This window comes from Arthrobacter sp. efr-133-TYG-118 (genome assembly GCF_030209755.1).
GTDB lineage: Bacteria > Actinomycetota > Actinomycetes > Actinomycetales > Micrococcaceae > Arthrobacter.
Genome location: NZ_JARVRH010000013.1, coordinates 157220 through 176600 on the forward strand (window position 1 = coordinate 157220; position 19381 = coordinate 176600).

The following is a 19381-nucleotide window of genomic DNA, read 5'->3' on the forward strand; positions in this document are numbered from 1 at the left end:
TTCGAACAATGAGTGAGTTGCTAGGCCCGGACCCCGCCGACGCCGGGCCCCTGCTTCGGCTGGAGGGCATCGATAAGAATTTCGGGCCGGTGCAGGCACTGGTCGACATCAACCTTGAGGTGCCGACGGGCAAAGTGACTGCGCTTGCCGGCGACAACGGCGCGGGCAAGTCGGTATTGATCAAATGCGTCGCCGGCATTCACACCCCCGACGACGGGCAGCTGTTTTGGGAAAACAAGCCAGTACGGTTGAACTCACCGCACGAAGCCGCTGCGCTCGGCATCGAGACCGTGTACCAGGACCTGGCCTTGTGCGACAATCTCGACATCGTGCAGAACCTGTTCCTGGGCCGCGAACGCCTGCGCCGTTTTCTCCTCGATGAAGAGAGCATGGAGATCACGGCCCGGGAGACGCTCGCCAGCCTGGCCGTGACCACCGTGCGTTCCATCCGGCAACCCGTCGCATCGCTGTCCGGCGGGCAACGCCAGTCCGTGTCGATCGCGAAGTCGGTGCTATGGAACTCCAAGCTCGTCATTATGGACGAACCGACGGCAGCCCTCGGCGTCGCACAGACCGAGGTTGTCCTTCACCTGATTCGCCAGCTCGCAGATCGTGGCGTCGCAGTTATCGTCATCTCGCACAACATGAATGACGTGTTCGAGGTTGCAGACCGCATCGCCGTGCTCAGGCTCGGGCAGCTTGTGGCCGTCCGGCCCGTCACGGAGATGGACCGGCAGATCGTCGTCGACCTGATGACCACGGGGTTCTCCGATCGGGCAAGGCCGGAACTCGCGCCGTCGCCGCCGTCGAACCGCCCGCCTTCCGTCAAAGGGCCGCTCCCCTCCACAGCAGCTGCCCTCCAGGACGAGCCGACCACGGCAGCCGCTGAGCGGAAGGCCGCACTGGCGTTGAACCCCGACATCACCGCGACGTCGCTGCCCGAATACTTCCGTGCGGCGCTGGCGCGGGTCCGGGGCGGCGAGAGCGGAGTGCTGCCGGTTCTCGCGGGCCTGTTGCTGATCTCTGTGCTGTTCCAATCGCTGAACCCGAACTTCCTGACGCCCGGCAACATGGTCAACCTGCTCATCCAAGGTTCGGTCTTCATGCTGCTGGCGATGGGCCAGGTCTTCGTGCTCCTGCTCGGCGAAATCGATTTGTCCATCGGGTACGTCGGCGGGGTGGGCGGCGTCATCATGGCTGAACTCGTCCAGGAGACGACCGGCTGGCCGTGGTGGGCGGCGATCGCCGTCGGCCTGCTTAGCTGCGCCGGGATCGGGCTGCTTCATGGCACGATCATCACCCGCCTCGGCCTGCCGTCGTTCGTCGTGACCCTTGGTGGCCAGCTCGGCTGGCTTGGCGTGATGCTCATCATCCTCGGGAGCGGCGGCGTCGTGCCCATCAACGACAACGTCATCAACAACATCGCGAGCGGCAACCTCAGCCCGGTCACCAGCTGGATCCTGATGCTCGTCGTCGTCGGAGCGTTCAGCACGTGGACCTGGCTGCGGGACGCCCGCCGGCGCAACACCGGACTCGTCGCGCCGCCCGCCAGCGTGAGCGCCCTGAAGATCGCGGCGGTGCTCGCCGCGGGTGTCGCCATCGTTTGGCTCTGCAATACGGACCGCGGGACCCTGGTCGAAATCAGCGGCGTGCCGTGGGTGCTTCTCGTCGTGCTCGGAGTACTCGCCGCTTGGACGTTGCTGCTCGGGCGTACCCGGTTCGGCCGCTACGTCTACGCTATTGGCGGCAATGCCGAGGCCGCACGGCGGGGAGGCGTGAACCTTGCGCGCATTCGCACCCTCGCCTTCATGCTCGCTTCCTTCACCGCGGGAATCGGCGGAATTGTGTACGCGTCACGGCTCCGTTCCGTCTCGACGTCGTACGACGGCGGCACGCTGGTGCTTTATGCCGTGGCGGCCGCGGTAATCGGCGGGACAAGCCTGTTCGGCGGCCGCGGGAAGGTGCTGCACGGGGTCCTGGGCGGTCTGGTGATCGCCACGATCGATAACGGCATGGGCCTGCAGGGCTACAGCGCTCCGGCCAAGTACGTCGTCACGGCGCTGGTTCTCGTCGCGGCGGTAACGATCGACGCCGTCGCACGCCGCGGTCGGTCTAGGACGTAAGCGGCTTGTTGAATGGCCTCGCACGGAGGCAGCTACCTGGCCGGTCTGGACTTGGATAATCAGCAGGCTTAACGTTCAAGAGTGGCTGGCTTCCCGGAGGGACGGTCCCAGGAACAGTCCCTGCGGCCAGCCCACGCAAGTCCGAGCGAGGAGGAGAGATGCGAAAGGTTGAAGAAACGATTGACGTGGCCGTCCCCGTCCGTACGGCTTACAACCAGTGGACGCAGTTTGAGTCGTTTCCCCGATTCATGTCCGGGGTGGAATCCGTAACCCAGTTGAGCGACACGACCAACCATTGGGTCACCAAGGTAGGGGGTGTGGAACTGGCATTCGATACGGAAATAGTCGACCAGGAACCCGACGACCGGATTGCTTGGCGCAGTATTGACGGCAAGTCGCACGCTGGCATCATCAGGTTTTCGCCGCTAGACGCCAACCACACGCACGTGAAGGTCCATTTCGAATGGGCGCCGGAAACCGTCATGGAGAAGGCCGGAGCCGCACTCCAAATTGACGAGATGCAGGTGAAGGCTGACCTGAAGAAATTCAAGGAGTTCATAGAGTCGCGCGGAAACGAAACCGGAGGGTGGCGCGGCGAGGTGGAGGAGTAAATGACGGATTCAGGACCAGTGCTTGTAGTCGGTGGCACCGGGATGCTGGGCAGCCAGGTGGTGTCCAGGCTGCTAGCGGCGGGAAAGCAAGTCCGCGCCTTGGTGCGCCCCGGTTCGGATGCGAGCCGCCTCGAAGAGTTAGGGGCCACGATCGCCCGTGGCGACATGATGGACCCTGGGTCGCTTGTGGGCGCCATGGACGGTGCGGATGCTGTGATCACCTCGGCCGCGGGATACACCCGCCACCGGGAGGGCGACAGCCCCGTCATCGACACGGTGGGCAACACCAACCTCGTCGATGCGGCCAGCCGCGCCGGTATTCGCAGGTTCGTCCTCACCAGTATCCTCACTTGCGATCAAACACCGGATGTTCCGCACTTCTGGCACAAGAAACTCACCGAGGATCGCCTGGAAGAACTCGGGGTCCCATTCGTGGCGCTGCGTCCGGGCGCCTTCCTTGAGCAGATCACTCGATTCGGCGACCCTTTCAGCGAGGGGCGGCTCACATCGTTCGGGTCTCCGACCGTTCCCCTGACGTACGTGCTTGCCAGTGACCTGGCTGGGTACCTTGCGGCAGCGGTCGACGCCAGCGGAGTAGAGGGGCAGCGTATCGACATCGGTTGGGACCGGCCGGTAAGCATGCAGGACATCGCCGATATCTCCGCCCAGATGCTCGGCCGACAGATCCAGCTCGTCCTCAGCCCGATCAGCCCGGTCAACCCGCTGGCGAAGGACCTCGGGGCGATGATCGACTGGTTCGGCACCGGCCGCTACGTCGCCAATACGTCACGACAACGCGCGGTCTTCGGCCCGCCGCCAACCGCGGAGGACGCGGTCGCGCGCCTGCTCACCAGCCTCGGGCACAAGCTTGACTAAGCCGGGCCCGACGGCGACCGGATGGGGCCGCCTGCTAACCCGGGTTTAACCCGCGTCAGCTCACGGCGGGCAGCGCGTCGGGGATGCGCGGCTTGGCGTTGCCTGCGAAGGTGAACTTGGCGTCGTCGCCTTCGCCGTCCACATCGACCACCACGATGTCACCCGGGTGCAGTTCGCCGAAGAGGATCTTCTCGGAGAGCTGGTCCTCGATCTCGCGCTGGATGGTGCGGCGCAACGGCCGGGCGCCCATGGCCGGGTTGTAGCCGCGGGTGGCCAACAGGACCTTGGCTGCGTCCGTAAGCTCGATGCCCATGTCCTTATCCGCCAGATGCTGTTCCAAGCGGCGGATCATCAGGTCCACTATCTCGATGATCTCGTCCTGCGTCAGTTGCGGGAAGACAATAACGTCGTCAACGCGGTTGAGGAACTCGGGACGGAATTGCTGCTTGAGCTCTTCGGTGACCCGTGCCCGCATCCGGTTGTAACCGGTGGTGGTGTCCGTGCCGGACTGGAAGCCCGTTGCGACGCTCTTGGAGATGTCGCGGGTACCCAGGTTGGTAGTCATGATGATCACCGTGTTCTTGAAGTCCACCACCCGGCCATGGCTATCCGTCAAGCGGCCGTCTTCCATGATCTGCAGGAGAGAGTTGAAGAGATCGGCGTGGGCCTTCTCCACTTCGTCGAAGAGCACCACGGAGAACGGACGACGGCGGACCTTCTCGGTCAACTGACCACCCTCGTCGTAGCCGACGTAGCCCGGGGGGGCACCGAAGAGACGCGACACCGTGTGCTTCTCGGAGTACTCGGACATGTCCAGCGTGATGAGGGCATCCTCATCGGCAAAGAGGAATTCCGCCAGGGCCTTGGCGAGCTCGGTTTTGCCGACACCCGTGGGACCGGCGAAGATGAACGAACCACCCGGACGCTTGGGGTCCTTCAGGCCTGCGCGTGTGCGGCGGATTGCACGCGACACTGAATTGATCGCCTCATTCTGCCCGATAACGCGCTTGTGCAGTTCCTCCTCCATCTTGAGCAGGCGGCTGGATTCTTCCTCGGTGAGTTTGAAGACCGGGATGCCGGTGGAATTCGCGAGAACTTCGGCAATCAGCTCCTCGTCTACCTCGGAGTTGCCGTCCGTGCCGCCGGATTTCCATTTGAGCTCCCTTTCCCTGCGCTCGGCGACAAGTTTCTGCTCCTTCATGCGCAGCGACGCGGCGCCCTCGAAGTCCTGGGCGTCGATGGCGGATTCCTTCTCCATCTTCACTTCGGCGATGCGTGCATCCATCGCTTTCAGCTCCGGCGGACGGGTCATGCGGCGGATGCGAAGCCGTGCACCTGCTTCGTCGATCAGGTCGATCGCCTTGTCCGGCAGGAAGCGGTCCGAAACGTAACGTTCGGCCAGCGTTGCAGCAGAGGCAAGGGCGCCGTCGGTGATGGTCACCCTGTGGTGCGCCTCGTAACGGTCACGCAGGCCCTTGAGGATCTCAACGGTGTGGGCCACCGAGGGTTCCTGGACTTGGATCGGCTGGAAACGGCGCTCCAACGCGGCGTCCTTCTCAATGTGCTTGCGGTACTCATCCAGGGTGGTGGCCCCAATGGTCTGGAGTTCACCACGCGCCAGCAACGGCTTCAGGATGGACGCCGCATCGATGGCACCCTCTGCAGCGCCGGCACCCACGAGCGTGTGGATCTCGTCGATGAAGAGGATGATATCGCCGCGGGTCCGGATTTCCTTCAGGACCTTCTTCAGGCGCTCTTCAAAATCGCCACGGTAACGGGAACCGGCCACCACGGAGCCCAAATCGAGCGTGTAGAGCTGCTTGTCCTTCAGGCTCTCCGGCACGTTGCCCCGGACAATCGCCTGGGCGAGGCCCTCGACGACGGCGGTCTTGCCGACGCCCGGCTCGCCGATCAGCACGGGGTTGTTCTTGGTCCGGCGGGAGAGGACCTGCATGACGCGTTCCATCTCCAGCTCGCGGCCGATCACAGGATCAAGCTTGTTTTCCCGCGCAGCCTGGGTAAGGTTGCGGCCGAACTGGTCCAGCACCACCGAACCGGCCGGAGCAACCTCGGCCTGGCTCGGTCCGGCGACCATTCCACTGGGATCCTTGCCCTCATACCCGGAGAGCAAATGGATGACCTGCTGGCGGACCCGGCCGAGGTCAGCGCCAAGCTTGACCAGGACCTGCGCGGCAACGCCTTCACCCTCGCGGATGAGGCCGAGCAGGATGTGCTCGGTACCGATGTAGTTGTGGCCGAGCTGCAGGGCTTCCCGGAGGGCGAGCTCAAGGACCTTCTTGGCGCGCGGGGTGAAAGGGATGTGGCCGGACGGGGCTTGCCGGCCCTGGCCGATGATCTCCTGCACCTGTTCTCGGACGCCGTCGAGCGAAATGCCCATTGACTCCAGCGCCTTGGCGGCCACCCCCTCACCCTCCTGGATCAGACCCAAGAGAATGTGTTCGGTACCGATGTAGTTATGGTTGAGCATGCGTGCCTCTTCTTGGGCAAGCACAACAACGCGACGGGCACGGTCCGTAAATCTCTCAAACATTTCGCCACACTCCTGGCAGCCGCCTACCTTGATGCTACGTCGCCACGGGCCTTATTGGGGGGTCACCGGAGGCAGAATTTTAGATACCGGGCCGGCCGGCTGCAAGGCTCTTCTTCACAGACGGTCCAGACCGTGAAGAATGAAACAACCACCAAGTAGAGGGAATTACCATGAGCACCCTGAAGCAACGCCTGCATGCCGACGTCGTAGTCCACATGAAGGACCGCAACAAGACCGCGCTCACGACGGTCCGCAACGTCCTTGGCGAAATAGAGACGCGTGAGAAGTCCGGCAAGACACCCATCGAGCTGGACGACACCCAAGTGACGGCCCTGCTGCAGAAGGAAGCCGCCAAGCGCAGGGACACGGCCCGCATTTACACGGAAGCCGGCGAGGCCGAGCGCGCTGCGGCGGAAATCGCCGAAGCAGAAGTCATCGAGGCGTACCTGCCCGAAATGCTGACCCCCGCCGAAGTCGAGGACATCGTCGACGAGGCAATCGCCGCGTTGAAGGCCACCGGCCAGGAACTCACGATCAGGCAGATGGGCGCTGTGATGAAGCCCGTCACAGCAAAGGTCGCTGGCCGCTTCGACGGCAAGGCCGTCAGCGAAATCGTCCGGACCCGGCTCGCATAGATTCACCGGCACGCAGGGAGGAGCAGCCATGGCAGCCATCATCCTGGGATGGAATCCACGGCTTTGGAACGACTGGAACTACGAGGCTGTGATCGCGCAGGTCGCCGAAACTGGTCAATTCCTGGAGCGGTGGAACGTCGGCCAACACCGGAAGATCCAGCCCGGCAACCAAGCATGGCTTCTCCTGCAAAGCGCAGGCCCTCACGGGCGCGGGCTGATCGGCCATGGCGTCGTCATGTCCGAAGCGTATGAAGCGCCTCAACGCACCGAGCCGAAGAGTATTGCGCGGTACGTGAGCGTGGCCTTCGATGCCTTGCTCCCCCTCGGTAGCCAGATCCCGTCGAGTGTCCTCTCGAGCGAAGTGCCGGACGTGGCCTGGAATACCCTCCGCGGTTCGGGACGGTTCATTCCGCCAGACTCAGAATCCGGCCTTCAGCGCGTGTGGCGGGAGCATGGACCAGGAGCCTCCGAGCCGTGCCAGACCGTTCCAGGAACCTACCCGGAAGGAGCCGTCAGCCGGATTGAAACGAACCGCTACGAGCGCGACCCTGAAGCCCGCCGGATTTGCCTGGCTTTCCACGGGACGTCTTGTGCTGTGTGCACTTTCTCCTTCGAAGTAAGCTACGGGGACATCGGCAAAGACTTCATCCACGTCCACCACATGGTTCCCGTTTCACAGCTTCGCAGCGACTACAAGCTGGATCCCATAACGGACCTCGTGCCGTTGTGTGCCAACTGCCACGCTATGGCACACCGGGGCGTGGGCACCCCTCGCACCGTGGCGGAATTGCGGCGTGCACTCGCCACCTCCGGACACTTGCCCGGCCAAATCGTCGATGACAGAGCACTGGCAGCCCAGGACGCCGCACACCGGATCCTTGAGCAGCGCTGACCAAAGGGCCGTCCTGATGCACTAGCCAGCCAAGGTTCTTCCCCGTATTTTAGTTAACTACACCGTGTGGCGAGCACCACACACTGTGAGTCAGATGATCCAATTGCCGGCTGAAACCGCCGGGGCGCAACGCCGCGCCCCGGACCCGGCGAGACCTACCGGGCGTCACGCGCCGCCCGCTGTTCAGGAGGATACGCATGACCGGGATGTTTGAACTGTTCATCGACGAGGACACGAGCTTCAGATTCAGGCTCAAAGCGCCGGACGGAACCGTGGTAGCCGTCTCCAGGTCCTTTCCGGACAAGCCCGCCGCGGTGTGCGGCATCAGTGACGTCCGAGAATATGCAGGAATGGGCCTGATCACCGATCTCTGCCCGGAAGTCCCGCACCGCGGGCCGTCACCCACGCCTCCGGTTCCCGCTGTACGGCAAACCGGGCCTTCCGCGATGCCGCCGCTTCCCGTCCCGCCGCGACACCATAATCCGCTCCCCCAAAGAGATCGAACCGGCCGCCCCTGGCACACGCCCGCCTTGGTTGACGCATCCTGCGCAGGGTTGGTCGAGGCGTAGACCCGCGGAGCACACTTTACTGCGGACACGAGCCTTGGGCCGGGTCACCCTCGGACCTACCCGGCGGGCGGGACGCGCAGGCTGCCGTACCTCTCCATTCGGTGCCACCGCAAATGCACTCCAGCCATGGCAGTCACCACCGACTGGATGACGACGAGATACATGAGCTGCCGATACACGAACTGCTGAAATGGAAGTGTCCAGAGCGGGCGAAGCCGTTCATTATCGAGCCGGAACGCATAGGCAGCCATGAGGAATTGGACGAGAAGGAAGACTAACCAGAGAGCCGCTATCCGGACCGGATCAAGGAATATCAGGCCGTAGACGGCAAAGATATCGACGATGGGCGCGAACAAGGGAAGCAACACTTGGAGGACGAGCAGGTAGCCGAGCCCGCGTCGGCCGAGCTTGCCGGCCTGTCCACCCTGCACCACCGCGCCGCGGTGCTTCCACATTGCCTGGAGGGTGCCGTAGCACCAGCGGTACCGTTGCTTCCAGAGCGCGCCCAGACTAGCTGGTGCCTCGGTCCAGGCCCTCGCATCCTCCTGGTAAACGACGCGCCAGCCGTCGCGGCACAATGACATGGTCAAGTCGGTGTCCTCGGCGAGGGTCTCGTCGCTGACCCCGCCCACCCGGCGGAGCGCATCGCTGCGGAAGGCACCGATGGCCCCGGGGACGGTCGGCATGCACTCCGCGACGTCGAACAGCCGCCGGTCCAGATTGAAGCCGACGACGTACTCGATGTGTTGCCAGGCGCCGAGGATTCCTCCGCGGTTTGCGACCTTGGTGTTCCCCGAAATTGCACCCACGCGTGGGTCGGCGAAGGGCTGAACGAGGGCATGGACCGTGTCCGGTTCGAAGACGGTATCGCCATCGACCATCACCACAAGGTCGTGGCTGGCGGCAGCGATCCCGGCGTTCAAGGCCGACGGCTTGCCGCCATTTTCTTTTCGGATCACGGTGACGCCCGGCAGGCCGAGCGCCTCCACGATGTCCGCGGTCCCGTCGGTCGACCCGTCGTCGACCACAATGATCTCCACCGGATGGGACGAGGCAACGATGGATCGGACCGCCGCTTCGATGCCAGCAGACTCGTTGTACGCGGGGACGATGACGGTGACTGGCTCGGTGATCTCAGGACGCAACGGCACGTCCACCCGGCGTCGGCCACTGCCGGCCGCTCGAAGGCGGCGGCCCGCTCTCCGGTGGCTCGCCGCGAAGCCGACCACGAGGACTGCCCGGATGAGGGTCACGATGCCGGCCGCGACGAGGGCCCACGAGATGGCCGTGACAACAAAATCACTGAGCCGGATCCCCCACACGAATGCGTTTCCGCTGATCTGCTCCGCGGCTGACGCATCCCGCATGCTCGTAATTCCGACGGCGTCCCCCACCGTCGTGACCCGGAAGCCTTGGTCCGAGAACTTCGTGAGGACGGAGTCGAGCGCGGCGACCGTCTGCGCCCGGTCGCCACCGCCGTCGTGCATCAGGAGGACCTGGCCCTGCGTGCCGGATGGGGCAAGGTTTCGCTCGATTGCGGCGGTGCCTGGCCGCTGCCAGTCTTCGCTGTCCTTGGTAGTAAGCACGGTGAGATAGCCCTGGTTCGCGGCGGCCCGAATCGCAGTCCATGTGCCGTCCCGGACTGCGTCGTTTTCCGAGCTGTACGGCGGCCTTAAGAGCGTCGCCGCGTGGCCGGTGATGCCGGTGATCGCCTGCTGGCCTCCCTGCACCTCAAGCTGCTCGCGCCAGGCCGGGACGCTTCCGAGATCCGCATGGGTCAGCGTGTGCACGCCGATTTCGTTGCCGTCGGCGATGATGCGGCGCACGAGATCGGGGTTGTCGATCGCTGCCGAGCCCACCACGAAGAACGTGGCGTGAACGTGGTGCTTCCGCAGGACGTCGAGGATCTGAGGAGTCCAAGCGGGGTCAGGCCCGTCGTCGAACGTCAGGGCGAGAGTGCGATCGGGCGGGGTCACGGTGCGGACCGTGCCGCCGCGGGAATCGATGACGGGGCCGCCCTGGGAGACGGCTTTCGGGACGGAACTGGCAGACCCGTTCGCGGGCAGTGAGTCATCACCGATCCCCGCGAGGTGGTGCATGTACCCCTGCACGACGAGGGCGACACCCAGCGCAACCAGGACGGCCATAAGGATGAACCAGTGTGCCTTGACGCTGACCGGAGCAGTGCGCCTACTCAGGCGACGTGCACTCACGGGTGCGCGGGCGTGGACGGTCGCGTGGCCTGGCCCGGAGCCGACCCACTCTTTCCCGGGCTGGTTGGGGCCGTGCTCGGCGCCGGACCGGCGATGGGTGCAGAAGCGGCCCCACGCTGCGTGGCCGTGCTATTGATCGGTGGTGCCACAGGAATGGGCGACGCCGGAGCCGCAGGCGCCTGGAAAGCGGCCGGCGCCGCAGGCCCAGCCGGTCGGGCATCGGCTGCCGGGGAGCCGGCCGCGTTGGAAGGCGGTGCCGATGGGGCTGTCGGAAGATCGTGGGCCGCCGAGGCGGCCGGGGCAGCTGGCAGAGACAGGAAAGGCGCAGCGATATTGGGGCCCCCCAAGAGCGCGACGAGGACGAGGAGCACATACCCCGCCGCGAGCACGAGGGCCCCGAGGCCGATCAGCTTGACCCCTCGCAGTCGCCGGCCTGACGCGTCGACAAAGACCGGCCCACGCTGCGACGCGGACCTCGGTTGATCGGATGTTTCGTCAAGAGCTACCATCGAGCGTCAATTCTAGTAGACCTGCCACCCAGCCCGAAACCGGCCCCTGCATGGCACCCGGCCGCGGCGGCCCTTGTCCCGCCCGCACGCCGCCGGGTGTAATGGACGCACGACGGCGACTCCCCGCCGTCGTGCGCCGAAGGAGCCGCAATGTTCACCAGCCCGTACGCTGATGTCGAGATCCCCGAAGTCACGATTTATGAATATCTGTTCGGTGGGCTGGGCGTCGAGGACCTTGACCGGATCGCACTCGTGGACGGCACTACCGGCGCCGAAATGACCTACCGGCAACTCGTCGGCCGAATCGACGCCACGGCAGGCTGGCTAGCGGGCCACGAGGCAGGCCCCGGGACCACCGTGGGCCTTTTCTGCCCCAACGTGCCGGCGTTCGCCGTCGTCTTCCACGGGGTCCTGCGTGCGGGCGCTGCTGTCACCACCGTCAATGCGCTGTATACCGCCGATGAAGTCGGCAGCCAGCTCAGCGACGCCGGCGCCTCCTGGCTCTTCACCATCTCGCCCTTCCTTGAGCGGGCGGAGGCCGCGGCGCTGGTTGCCGGGATCCCGGCGGAACGGCTCGTGGTGCTCGACGGCGGCGACCTCGCTGCCGCCGCGGGGCATCCCTCGCTCGCGGACGTGCTCGAAGCCGGTCTTCCCGCGCCGACGCTCAGCGTCGATCCGCACGCCGCCGCGGTCGTGCCGTACTCCTCGGGCACGAGCGGCGCGCCGAAGGGCGTCCTGTTGAGCCAGTACAACCTCGTGGCGAACGTCGCTCAGTCGAGTGCCTTCTTCCGCGTGACTTCCGACGACGTGCTGCTCGCCGTCTTGCCTTTCTTCCACATCTATGGCCTGACCGTGCTGCTCAATCTTGCCCTCGGCGAGCGGGCCCGGCTCGTCACGATGCCGAAGTTCGACCTCGCCGAGTTCCTCCGCATTACGCAGGACCACCGCTGTACCTACCTCTTCATCGCGCCGCCCATCGCCGTCGCGCTGGCAAAGCATCCTCTGGTGGACCAATACGACCTCTCGTCCGTGCGCGCCGTGCTTTCGGGAGCGGCGCCCCTCGACGGCGAATTGGGGCACGCTGTTGCTCACCGGCTCGGGTGCACGATGCTCCAGGGCTATGGCATGACCGAGCTGAGTCCCGTATCCCACGCCATCCCGCGCGACGGCGCCGAGCGCGTCCCTCTCGACTCAGTGGGCTACACCGTGCCGAACACGGAGTGCAAGCTCCTCGACCCCGCTACGGACGAAGAGATCGAAGTCCCGGCCGAAGGGCCGAGCGCTCCCGGACAGCTCCTCGTCCGGGGCCCGCAGGTCATGCTCGGCTACCTGAACCGGCCCGACGCAACCGCCGCGACGATCGATCCGGACGGCTTCCTCCGCACCGGCGACATCGCGACCGTCACGGCCGATGGCGTCGTGACGATCGTCGACCGGCTCAAAGAGCTGATCAAGTACAAGGGCTACCAGATCGCGCCTGCCGAGCTCGAAGCGCTCCTGCTCACCCACCCACATATTGCGGACGCCGCGGTCATCGGCATCCACGCGGACGACGGCGAAGAGGTACCGAAGGCGTTCGTCGTCCGGCAGGCCGGGGCCGAGCTCGGCGACGGCGATGTCATGGAGTTCGTCGCGGGGCGGGTGGCGCCGTTCAAGCGCGTGCGATCGGTGGAGTTCGTCGATGTGATTCCCAAGTCGGCGTCGGGGAAGATCCTCCGACGGGAGCTGCGCGCGCGGGCCTAGCGGTCCGTGTCGGTGGGTCCTAGCGTTGCCCTTGGCTACCCTCGGCGCTACGCGGAAGGCGGGACGCGCAGGCTGCCATACCTCTCCATTCTGTGCCAACGCAGGTGCACGCCCGCCAAGGCGGTGACCACGGACTGGATGACGACGAGATACGTGAGCTGCCGGTAGACGAACTGCTGAAGCGGAAGCGTCCACAGCGGGCCAAACCGTTCATTGTCGAGCCGGAAGGCATAGGCAGCCATGAGGAATTGAACGAGGAGGAAGACAAGCCAGAGCGCCGCAATCCGAATGGGATCAAGGAAGATGAAGCCGTAGATGGCGAAAACGTCCACCACCGGGGCGAACAGCGGCAACAGCACCTGCAGCACGAGCAGGTAGCCGAGGCCACGCCGCCCGAGCTTTCCGGCCGCACCTCTCTGCAGGACCGCGCCGCGGTGCTTCCACATGGCCTGCAGCGTGCCATAGCACCAACGGTACCGCTGCTTCCAAAGCGCCCCGAGGCTCGCGGGAGCCTCGGTCCAGGCCCTCGCGTCGTCCTGGTACACGACCCGCCATCCGTCGCGGCATAGCGACATGGTCAGGTCCGTATCCTCAGCAAGCGTGTCGTCGCTGACTCCGTCGACTCGGAGGAGGGCATCGCGACGGAAGGCGCCAATGGCTCCGGGGACGGTCGGCATGCACTCCGCGACGTCAAACAACCTCCGGTCCAGGTTGAAGCCGACGACGTACTCGATGTGCTGCCAGGCGCCGAGGATCCCTCCGCGGTTGGCAACCTTGGTGTTCCCCGAAATTGCGCCCACCCTCGGGTCGGCGAAGGCCTGGATGAGGGCATGAACGGTTTCCGGCTCGAAGACGGTGTCTCCGTCGACCATCACCACAAGGTGGTGGCTTGCAGCACGGAGTCCGGCATTCAGGGCGGACGGCTTACCGCCATTCTCTTTCCGGATCAAGGTGACGCCAGGCAGGCCAAGCGCTTCCACGATGTCAGCAGTACCGTCGGTCGACCCGTCGTCGACTACGATGATCTCCATCGGATGGGTCGAGGCCGCGATGGATCGAACCGCTGCTTCGATGCCGGCTGATTCGTTGTACGCAGGGACAATGACGCTGACCGGCTCCATAACCTCAGGCCGGACTGGCACGTCCACCCGGCGTCGGCTGTGGCCGGCCGCCCGGGAGCGGCGCGCCGCCCTCCTGTGGCGTGCCGCGAAACCGACCACCAGGACGGCCCGGATGACCGTCACGATTCCGGCCGCAACGAGTGCCCACGAGATAGCGGTGATGACGAAGTCGCTGACCCGGATCCCCCACACGAAGGCGGTTCCGCTGACCCGCTCCCCCGCTGACGCGTTCCGCATGCTCGTGATCCCGACGGCGTCGCCCACCGTCGTGACACGGAAGCCTTGGTTCTCGAACTTCGTGAGGGAAGAGTCAAGCGCGGCGACCGTCTGCGCCCTGTCGCCGCCGCCGTCGTGCATCAGGAGGATCTGACCCTGCGGGCCGGACGGCGCAAGGTTGCGCTCGATCGCGGCGACGCCGGGCCGCTGCCAGTCCTCGCTATCCTTCGTGGTAAGCACGGTGAGATAGCCTTGGGCCGCCGCGGCGCGCATCGCCGTCCAGGTGCCGTCCCTGACTGCGTCGTTCTCAGAGCTGTAAGGCGGCCGCAGTAGCGTCGCGGCGTGGCCCGTAATGCCGCTGATCGTTTGCTGGCCTCCCTGCACCTCGAGTTGCTGGCGCCAGGACGGGGCGCTTCCAAGGTCCGCGTGGGTCAGGGTGTGGATGCCGATCTCGTTGCCATCAGCGACGATGCGGCGCACGAGGTCGGGATTGTCTATGGCAGCCGAACCCACCACGAAAAACGTGGCATGAACATGGTGTTTCCTGAGGACGTCGAGAATTTGAGGTGTCCAGGCGGGGTCCGGACCGTCGTCGAACGTAAGTGCCAACGTGTGGTCGGCGGGCCGACCGTGCGCACGGTCCCGCCCCTGGCGTCCACCACCGGGCCACCGTGGGACACGGCGTCCGGGACCGTGCTGGCGGAGCCGCTCCCGGGCACCGAGTCATCGGCGATCCCGGCGAGGTGATGCATGTAGCCCTGCACGGCGAGGGCGACCCCCAGTGCCAACATGACCGCCACAAGGATGAACCAGTGCGCGCGGACGCCAACTGGAGCAGTGCGCTTGCTCAGGCGGCGCGCGCTCACGGGTGCGTCGGCGTGGACGGCCGCGTAGCCTGGCCTGGAGCCGTCCCGCTCTTGCCCGGGCTCGTCGGCGACGAGCCCGGCGTGGGACCGACAACTGGTACAAACGGCGCAAAGGGCGAAGCATGCTGCAAGGCCGACCCGTTGATCGCGGGTGGCACGGCAGTGGGCGAAGTAGACGTCACAGCAGCCCCGAAAGCTGCCGGCGCCGGCGGCGCGGGGAATCGAGCCTCGCTGGTTGGGAGCCCGGCCGCGTTGGAAGCCGGCGCCGACGGGGATGACGGTAGGTCACTGGCCGCCGGCGCCGCCGGAACGGCCGGTGGCTTCGGGGCGTCCGGCAGAGGCAGGAATGGCGCGGCCACGTTGGGCCCGCCCAGCAACGCAACCAGCAGGAGGACGACGTACCCTGCCACGAGCCCAAGGGCTCCGAGCCCGATAAGCTTGAGCCTCCGCAGGCGCCGGCCTGACGCGTCGACGAAGACCGGCCCGCGAGCAGGCGCGGGCTGTGGCTGATCGGTTGTCTCTTCAAAAGCTGCCATCGGGCACCAACCTTAGGTGGTTTTAGGTCTGCATCACAAAAGCATCACGGTTCAAGGGTCGAGTTAACGCTTCGCCAGGGTTCGAAGGAGTTTCAGGGCCACGGAGATCGAGGCGAGGTCCACCTGCCCGGGTTTGGTGACCTCCACGAAGGTGTCCTTGATCCTCCCCAGTTGCTCCTGTCGTCCCCTCTCCCACTCCACAATGCGTTCCACGGCGGAGGCTCCGGAGGTCCCGCTCGCCCGGGTAGTCCGCATGACGGAAATGGTGATGTCGACGACGGCGGAATAGGCGTCGTCACGCAGGGCTGCGCGCGCAAGGGCTTCCCACCGGCTTTGCCGCGGCAGGTCGGTGATGCGCAACAACAGCGTTCCCACACCGATCCAATGAATGACCGTGTGGTACATGTCGGCGATGGTGGTGAGGGGTTCATCAACCTGCTCCGCAACAAGCGAGATGTCCAGGAGCGAGAAACTCTCCAGCAAATCGGAGGCGCGCCGCCCCAGCTCAACCGGCATTCCGACGTCGTTCCAATGCGCCAGCCGCTGCTTGGCACGGTCAAGGTCCGAGCCTCGCAGAAACTCCGTGGTCCGTGTCCGCAGCAGCTCCAAGTCCGGCCCGATCCTTGCCAAGGCTTCGGAGACGGGTTGGTCCCGATGATCGTGGGTCACGTACCACCGGGTTGCCCGGTCGAGGAGCCGGCGGAGTGGAAGGGCCACCGCGGCGGAGTGTTCGCTGGGAAACCCGGGAGGCAGGCTGGCGATCCGGTCCACGAACAGCTGCAGCTCATAAGCCTCGCGGACAACCACGAAGGCCCTGGCCACGGCCGCGGCGGTGGCCGTGGTTTCCTCGATGGCGCGGAACGCGTAGGTGATCCCTCCTAGGTTGATCATGTCGTTGGCCACCACCGTGCAGATGATCTGCCGACGCAGGGGGTGGGAGTCCAGTTCGGCGTCGAAGCGCCCGGACAGCTGGCGGGGAAAGTAGCCTTGGAGGACCCGTTTGAACCAGGGATCGTCGGCGAGGTCGCTGGCGGTGAGCTCCCTGGCCAGTTCGATCTTTGCGTAGGCGGCAAGTACCGACAGTTCCGGGGCGGTCAGGCCGGTGCCTTCCCGCAGCCTGTCCTGGAGTTGTTCCGTGCCCGGCAGAGCTTCCAGGCCGCGGTCCAGGTCCGCGGCAGTCTCGAGCCAGTCCATGATCCGTTCAAAGCCGGGACTCAGCTCCGGGGCCAGGTGCCGGTCGTTGAAGAGGAGGACGTTCTGGTCCTTGTTGTTTGCCAGGACCAGGCGGCTTACCTCGTCGGTCAGGGAATGCAGGAACCCTGTCCGTTCCTCGGGCCGCATCTTGCCGGTCGCGATCATCCGGTCGATGAAGATCTTGATGTTGACCTCGTGGTCCGAGCAGTCCACGCCGGCCGAATTGTCGATCGCATCGGTGTTGAGCAGGACGCCGTTCAGGGCCGCCTCTATCCGGCCGCGCTGCGTGACGCCCAGGTTCCCGCCCTCGGCCACGATCCGGGCCCTGAGCTCGTTGCCGTTGACCCTGATGGCGTCGTTGGCTTTGTCCCCCACGCGTGTCTGGTCCTCGGTGGAGGCCTTGACGTAGGTTCCGATGCCACCGTTGTAGAGCAGGTCCACGGGCGCACGGAGAATGGCCTGCATCAGCGCGTGGGGCGGAAGCGACGCGGTTCCGCGCTCCAGGCCGAGGGCGGTCCGGACCTGCTCGGTGATCTCGATGGCTTTGGCCCGGCGGGAGTGGACACCCCCGCCTTCGCTGATCAGCGAGGAGTCGTAGTCGGCCCACGACGAACGGGGGAGAGCGAAGAGGCGCTTGCGTTCTTCGAAGGATGCTGCCGCGTCGGGGTTCGGATCAAGGAAGATGTCCCGGTGGTCGAAGGCGGCCATGAGACGGATGTGCGGTGAGAGCAGCATCGCGTTTCCGAACACGTCGCCGCTCATGTCTCCGATGCCGGCCACGGTGAAGTCCTCGCTCTGTGGATCCATGCCGAGCTCACTGAAGTGGTGTTTCGCGGATTCCCACGCGCCGCGGGCTGTGATGCCCATCTGCTTGTGGTCGTACCCCACGGACCCGCCCGAGGCGAACGCGTCGCCGAGCCAAAAGCCGTACTCAAGGGCCACGGCGTTGGCTGCATCGGAAAACGATGCTGTTCCCTTGTCCGCTGCAACCACCAGGTAGGTGTCATCGCCGTCATGTCGCACCACGCGGTTCGGAGGCACCACCGACCCGCCCATCTCTGTGGCGAGCAAATTGTCCGTGAGGTCCAGCATGCCCTTGACGAAGATCCGGTAGCACTCCAGGCCTTCAGCGAGCCAGGCTTCGCGGTCCGTCACAGGGTCCGGCAATCGTTTGGGATAGAAGCCTCCTTTGGCCCCGGTGGGCACAATGACGGAGTTCTTCACGTTCTGAGCCTTGACCAGACCCAGGACCTCGGTCCGGAAATCCTCGCTACGGTCGGACCAACGCAAACCTCCGCGCGCCAAGGCCCCGAAGCGCAAGTGGACGCCCTCCACCCGCGGCGAGTAGACCCAGATCTCGTACTTCGGCCGCGGAAACGGGGCACCGGCGATCGCAGCAGGGTTGAGTTTGAAGCTCAGGTGGGCCTTGCCCTGGAAGTAATTGGTCCGCGTTGTCGCTTCCACGAGGTTCATGAAGGTGCGCAGCAGGCGGTCTGCGTCGAGGACCGGGATGTCGTCGATCGCCGCCAGCAACTCCTTCGTCGCCACAGCAATGCTCCGGACACGGTCAGGCCCGTCCTGTCCGGGATCGAACTTCGCCTGGAACAGTGCCAGGAGCGCGCGCGTTGCCCGGACGTTGCTAATCAGCGTGTCCGCGATGAATCCGTACGAGTTGGTGGTCCCCAGCTGCTGGAGGTACTTCGCGTAGCTTCTCAGGATTGCTGCCTGCCGCCACTCGAGCCGTTCCCGGATGACGAGTGCGTCGATCCGGTCGGATTCGCTGTCCCCCCGCATGGCGGCCGTGAAAGCCTCGGCGAGCAGTCCGCTCGTAGCCTCGGGGTCGACACCGCCGGGATACTTCACGCCGAGGTCGTAAAGAAACACGTCCTGCCCGGCACCGCGCCGGAGCTCGAAAGGCCGCTGATCCAGCACTTCGAGCCCGAGGTTGTGCAGGAAGGGCAAGATCCGGGTCAGGCTCCTGGGCCTGGTCAGGTAAAGGCGGATCCGGGCGTCCTCGACGAGCGTGCTCGAGGCGCCCTTCCTGACGTAGACCGTGAGCAGCGGATCCCCGTAGGGCCTGCCTCCTGTACCTTCCAGGTCGAACGTCTCGAAATTGACGATGTCCCCGACCGCGGCTTCCACGTCGTAGACCGCGCGATAACTGGCAGGAAATGCGTCCGACCAGAGCCCGGCGAGCCGTACGGCCTCCGCCGCCGGGAAACGGTCACGGATCGCATCGTCGAGCCCGTCCGACCACGAGCGGGTAGCGGCGATCAGGCGCCGCTCCAGTTGGGACGGATCGACGACGGCGGCACGTGACGCCGGGGCGTCCGGCACAGCACCAGCCACGTGGATCCGGAAGAACACGCGGGCCAGGGGTGACTCGGTGAGCCGGACCTCGAAATCGACGGAGTCCGCTTTGAACGCCCTCCGGAGTTCTTCTTCCATCAACAGCCGGACCGCCGTGCTGTAGCGGCGGCGCGGGAAGAAGACGAGCGCGGACACGAACCGTCCAAAGCTGTCCGGACGGAGGAACACGCGGATCCTCTGCAGCACCTCGGCACGAAGAATTTCGCCCGCCAGGCGCGCGAGCTCCTCCGCTTCGATGTGGAACAGTTCGTCCCTCGGAAAGGTTTCCAGGACAGCCATCAATTCCCGGGCCTGGTGGGACCGGGGCGTAAACCCCAGTCTTTCGCTGACCGCCTGGACTTTCTGCCGGAGTACCG

General features: G+C 65.4%; 13 protein-coding genes. 7 read left to right on the forward strand and 6 right to left on the reverse strand.

What is annotated here, in order from left to right:
- The first annotated feature begins 8 nt into the window (after nucleotides 1-8).
- The 3 genes from QRN59_RS13330 (at nucleotide 9) to QRN59_RS13340 (ending at nucleotide 3610) form a co-directional block, all read left to right on the forward strand.
- Nucleotides 9-2123 carry an ABC transporter permease subunit gene (locus QRN59_RS13330; RefSeq protein WP_284982982.1) on the forward strand — a complete coding sequence of 705 codons (2115 nt, stop codon included), beginning with the start codon at nucleotides 9-11 and terminating at the stop codon, nucleotides 2121-2123.
- 158 nt (nucleotides 2124-2281) lie between these two features.
- Nucleotides 2282-2734, forward strand: a complete 453-nt coding sequence (locus tag QRN59_RS13335; RefSeq protein WP_284982983.1) for an SRPBCC family protein — start codon at nucleotides 2282-2284, stop codon at nucleotides 2732-2734.
- Nucleotides 2735-3610, forward strand: a complete 876-nt coding sequence (locus QRN59_RS13340; RefSeq protein ID WP_284982984.1) for an SDR family oxidoreductase — start codon at nucleotides 2735-2737, stop codon at nucleotides 3608-3610.
- 55 nt (nucleotides 3611-3665) lie between these two features.
- Here QRN59_RS13340 and QRN59_RS13345 read toward each other — a convergent pair whose 3' ends face one another.
- On the reverse strand, nucleotides 3666-6161 hold the full coding sequence (locus QRN59_RS13345; RefSeq protein WP_284982985.1) for an ATP-dependent Clp protease ATP-binding subunit: 2496 nt from the start codon (nucleotides 6159-6161) through the stop codon (nucleotides 3666-3668).
- Between the two features lie 170 nt (nucleotides 6162-6331).
- Between QRN59_RS13345 and QRN59_RS13350 the strand changes: the two genes are divergently transcribed.
- From QRN59_RS13350 to QRN59_RS13360, 3 genes are all read left to right on the forward strand, one after another.
- Complete coding sequence (locus QRN59_RS13350) at nucleotides 6332-6796, forward strand: GatB/YqeY domain-containing protein (RefSeq protein WP_284982986.1); 465 nt, start codon at nucleotides 6332-6334, stop codon at nucleotides 6794-6796.
- Nucleotides 6797-6824: 28 nt separating this feature from the next.
- Complete coding sequence (locus QRN59_RS13355) at nucleotides 6825-7688, forward strand: HNH endonuclease (RefSeq protein WP_284982987.1); 864 nt, start codon at nucleotides 6825-6827, stop codon at nucleotides 7686-7688.
- A gap of 197 nt (nucleotides 7689-7885) precedes the next feature.
- Nucleotides 7886-8257, forward strand: a complete 372-nt coding sequence (locus QRN59_RS13360; RefSeq protein WP_284982988.1) for a YegP family protein — start codon at nucleotides 7886-7888, stop codon at nucleotides 8255-8257.
- 56 nt (nucleotides 8258-8313) lie between these two features.
- Here the strand turns inward: QRN59_RS13360 and QRN59_RS13365 are convergent, their stop codons facing one another.
- Complete coding sequence (locus QRN59_RS13365) at nucleotides 8314-10470, reverse strand: bifunctional polysaccharide deacetylase/glycosyltransferase family 2 protein (RefSeq protein ID WP_284982989.1); 2157 nt, start codon at nucleotides 10468-10470, stop codon at nucleotides 8314-8316.
- A gap of 659 nt (nucleotides 10471-11129) precedes the next feature.
- Between QRN59_RS13365 and QRN59_RS13370 the strand changes: the two genes are divergently transcribed.
- Nucleotides 11130-12722 carry an AMP-binding protein gene (locus QRN59_RS13370; protein WP_284982990.1) on the forward strand — a complete coding sequence of 531 codons (1593 nt, stop codon included), beginning with the start codon at nucleotides 11130-11132 and terminating at the stop codon, nucleotides 12720-12722.
- A 47-nt stretch (nucleotides 12723-12769) separates the two neighbouring features.
- Here QRN59_RS13370 and QRN59_RS13375 read toward each other — a convergent pair whose 3' ends face one another.
- From QRN59_RS13375 to QRN59_RS13390, 4 genes are all read right to left on the reverse strand, one after another.
- On the reverse strand, nucleotides 12770-14668 hold the full coding sequence (locus tag QRN59_RS13375; RefSeq protein ID WP_284982991.1) for a bifunctional polysaccharide deacetylase/glycosyltransferase family 2 protein: 1899 nt from the start codon (nucleotides 14666-14668) through the stop codon (nucleotides 12770-12772).
- The gene (locus QRN59_RS13380) at nucleotides 14554-14925 is read right to left on the reverse strand and encodes a hypothetical protein (RefSeq protein ID WP_284982995.1); all 372 of its coding nucleotides are present in this window, start codon (nucleotides 14923-14925) and stop codon (nucleotides 14554-14556) included. Before QRN59_RS13380 ends, QRN59_RS13375 begins: the two co-directional genes overlap by 115 nt.
- Entirely contained in the window at nucleotides 14922-15461 is a 540-nt protein-coding gene (locus QRN59_RS13385; protein WP_284982992.1) for a hypothetical protein, read from the reverse strand. Before QRN59_RS13385 ends, QRN59_RS13380 begins: the two co-directional genes overlap by 4 nt.
- A 63-nt stretch (nucleotides 15462-15524) precedes the next feature.
- Nucleotides 15525-19381 (reverse strand): NAD-glutamate dehydrogenase (locus QRN59_RS13390; RefSeq protein WP_284982993.1); only part of this gene is annotated, 3857 nt, incomplete at its 5' end.

What these genes read in the sequence shown, in the direction of transcription:
- QRN59_RS13345 (WP_284982985.1), bottom strand. Translation starts at nt 6,161, where the DNA reads ATGTTTGAGAGATTTACGGACCGTGCCCGTCGCGTTGTTGTGCTTGCC.
- QRN59_RS13360 (WP_284982988.1), top strand. Translation starts at nt 7,886, where the DNA reads ATGACCGGGATGTTTGAACTGTTCATCGACGAGGACACGAGCTTCAGA.
- QRN59_RS13340 (WP_284982984.1), top strand. Translation starts at nt 2,735, where the DNA reads ATGACGGATTCAGGACCAGTGCTTGTAGTCGGTGGCACCGGGATGCTG.
- QRN59_RS13385 (WP_284982992.1), bottom strand. Translation starts at nt 15,461, where the DNA reads ATGGCAGCTTTTGAAGAGACAACCGATCAGCCACAGCCCGCGCCTGCT.
- QRN59_RS13355 (WP_284982987.1), top strand. Translation starts at nt 6,825, where the DNA reads ATGGCAGCCATCATCCTGGGATGGAATCCACGGCTTTGGAACGACTGG.
- QRN59_RS13335 (WP_284982983.1), top strand. Translation starts at nt 2,282, where the DNA reads ATGCGAAAGGTTGAAGAAACGATTGACGTGGCCGTCCCCGTCCGTACG.
- QRN59_RS13350 (WP_284982986.1), top strand. Translation starts at nt 6,332, where the DNA reads ATGAGCACCCTGAAGCAACGCCTGCATGCCGACGTCGTAGTCCACATG.
- QRN59_RS13330 (WP_284982982.1), top strand. Translation starts at nt 9, where the DNA reads ATGAGTGAGTTGCTAGGCCCGGACCCCGCCGACGCCGGGCCCCTGCTT.
- QRN59_RS13370 (WP_284982990.1), top strand. Translation starts at nt 11,130, where the DNA reads ATGTTCACCAGCCCGTACGCTGATGTCGAGATCCCCGAAGTCACGATT.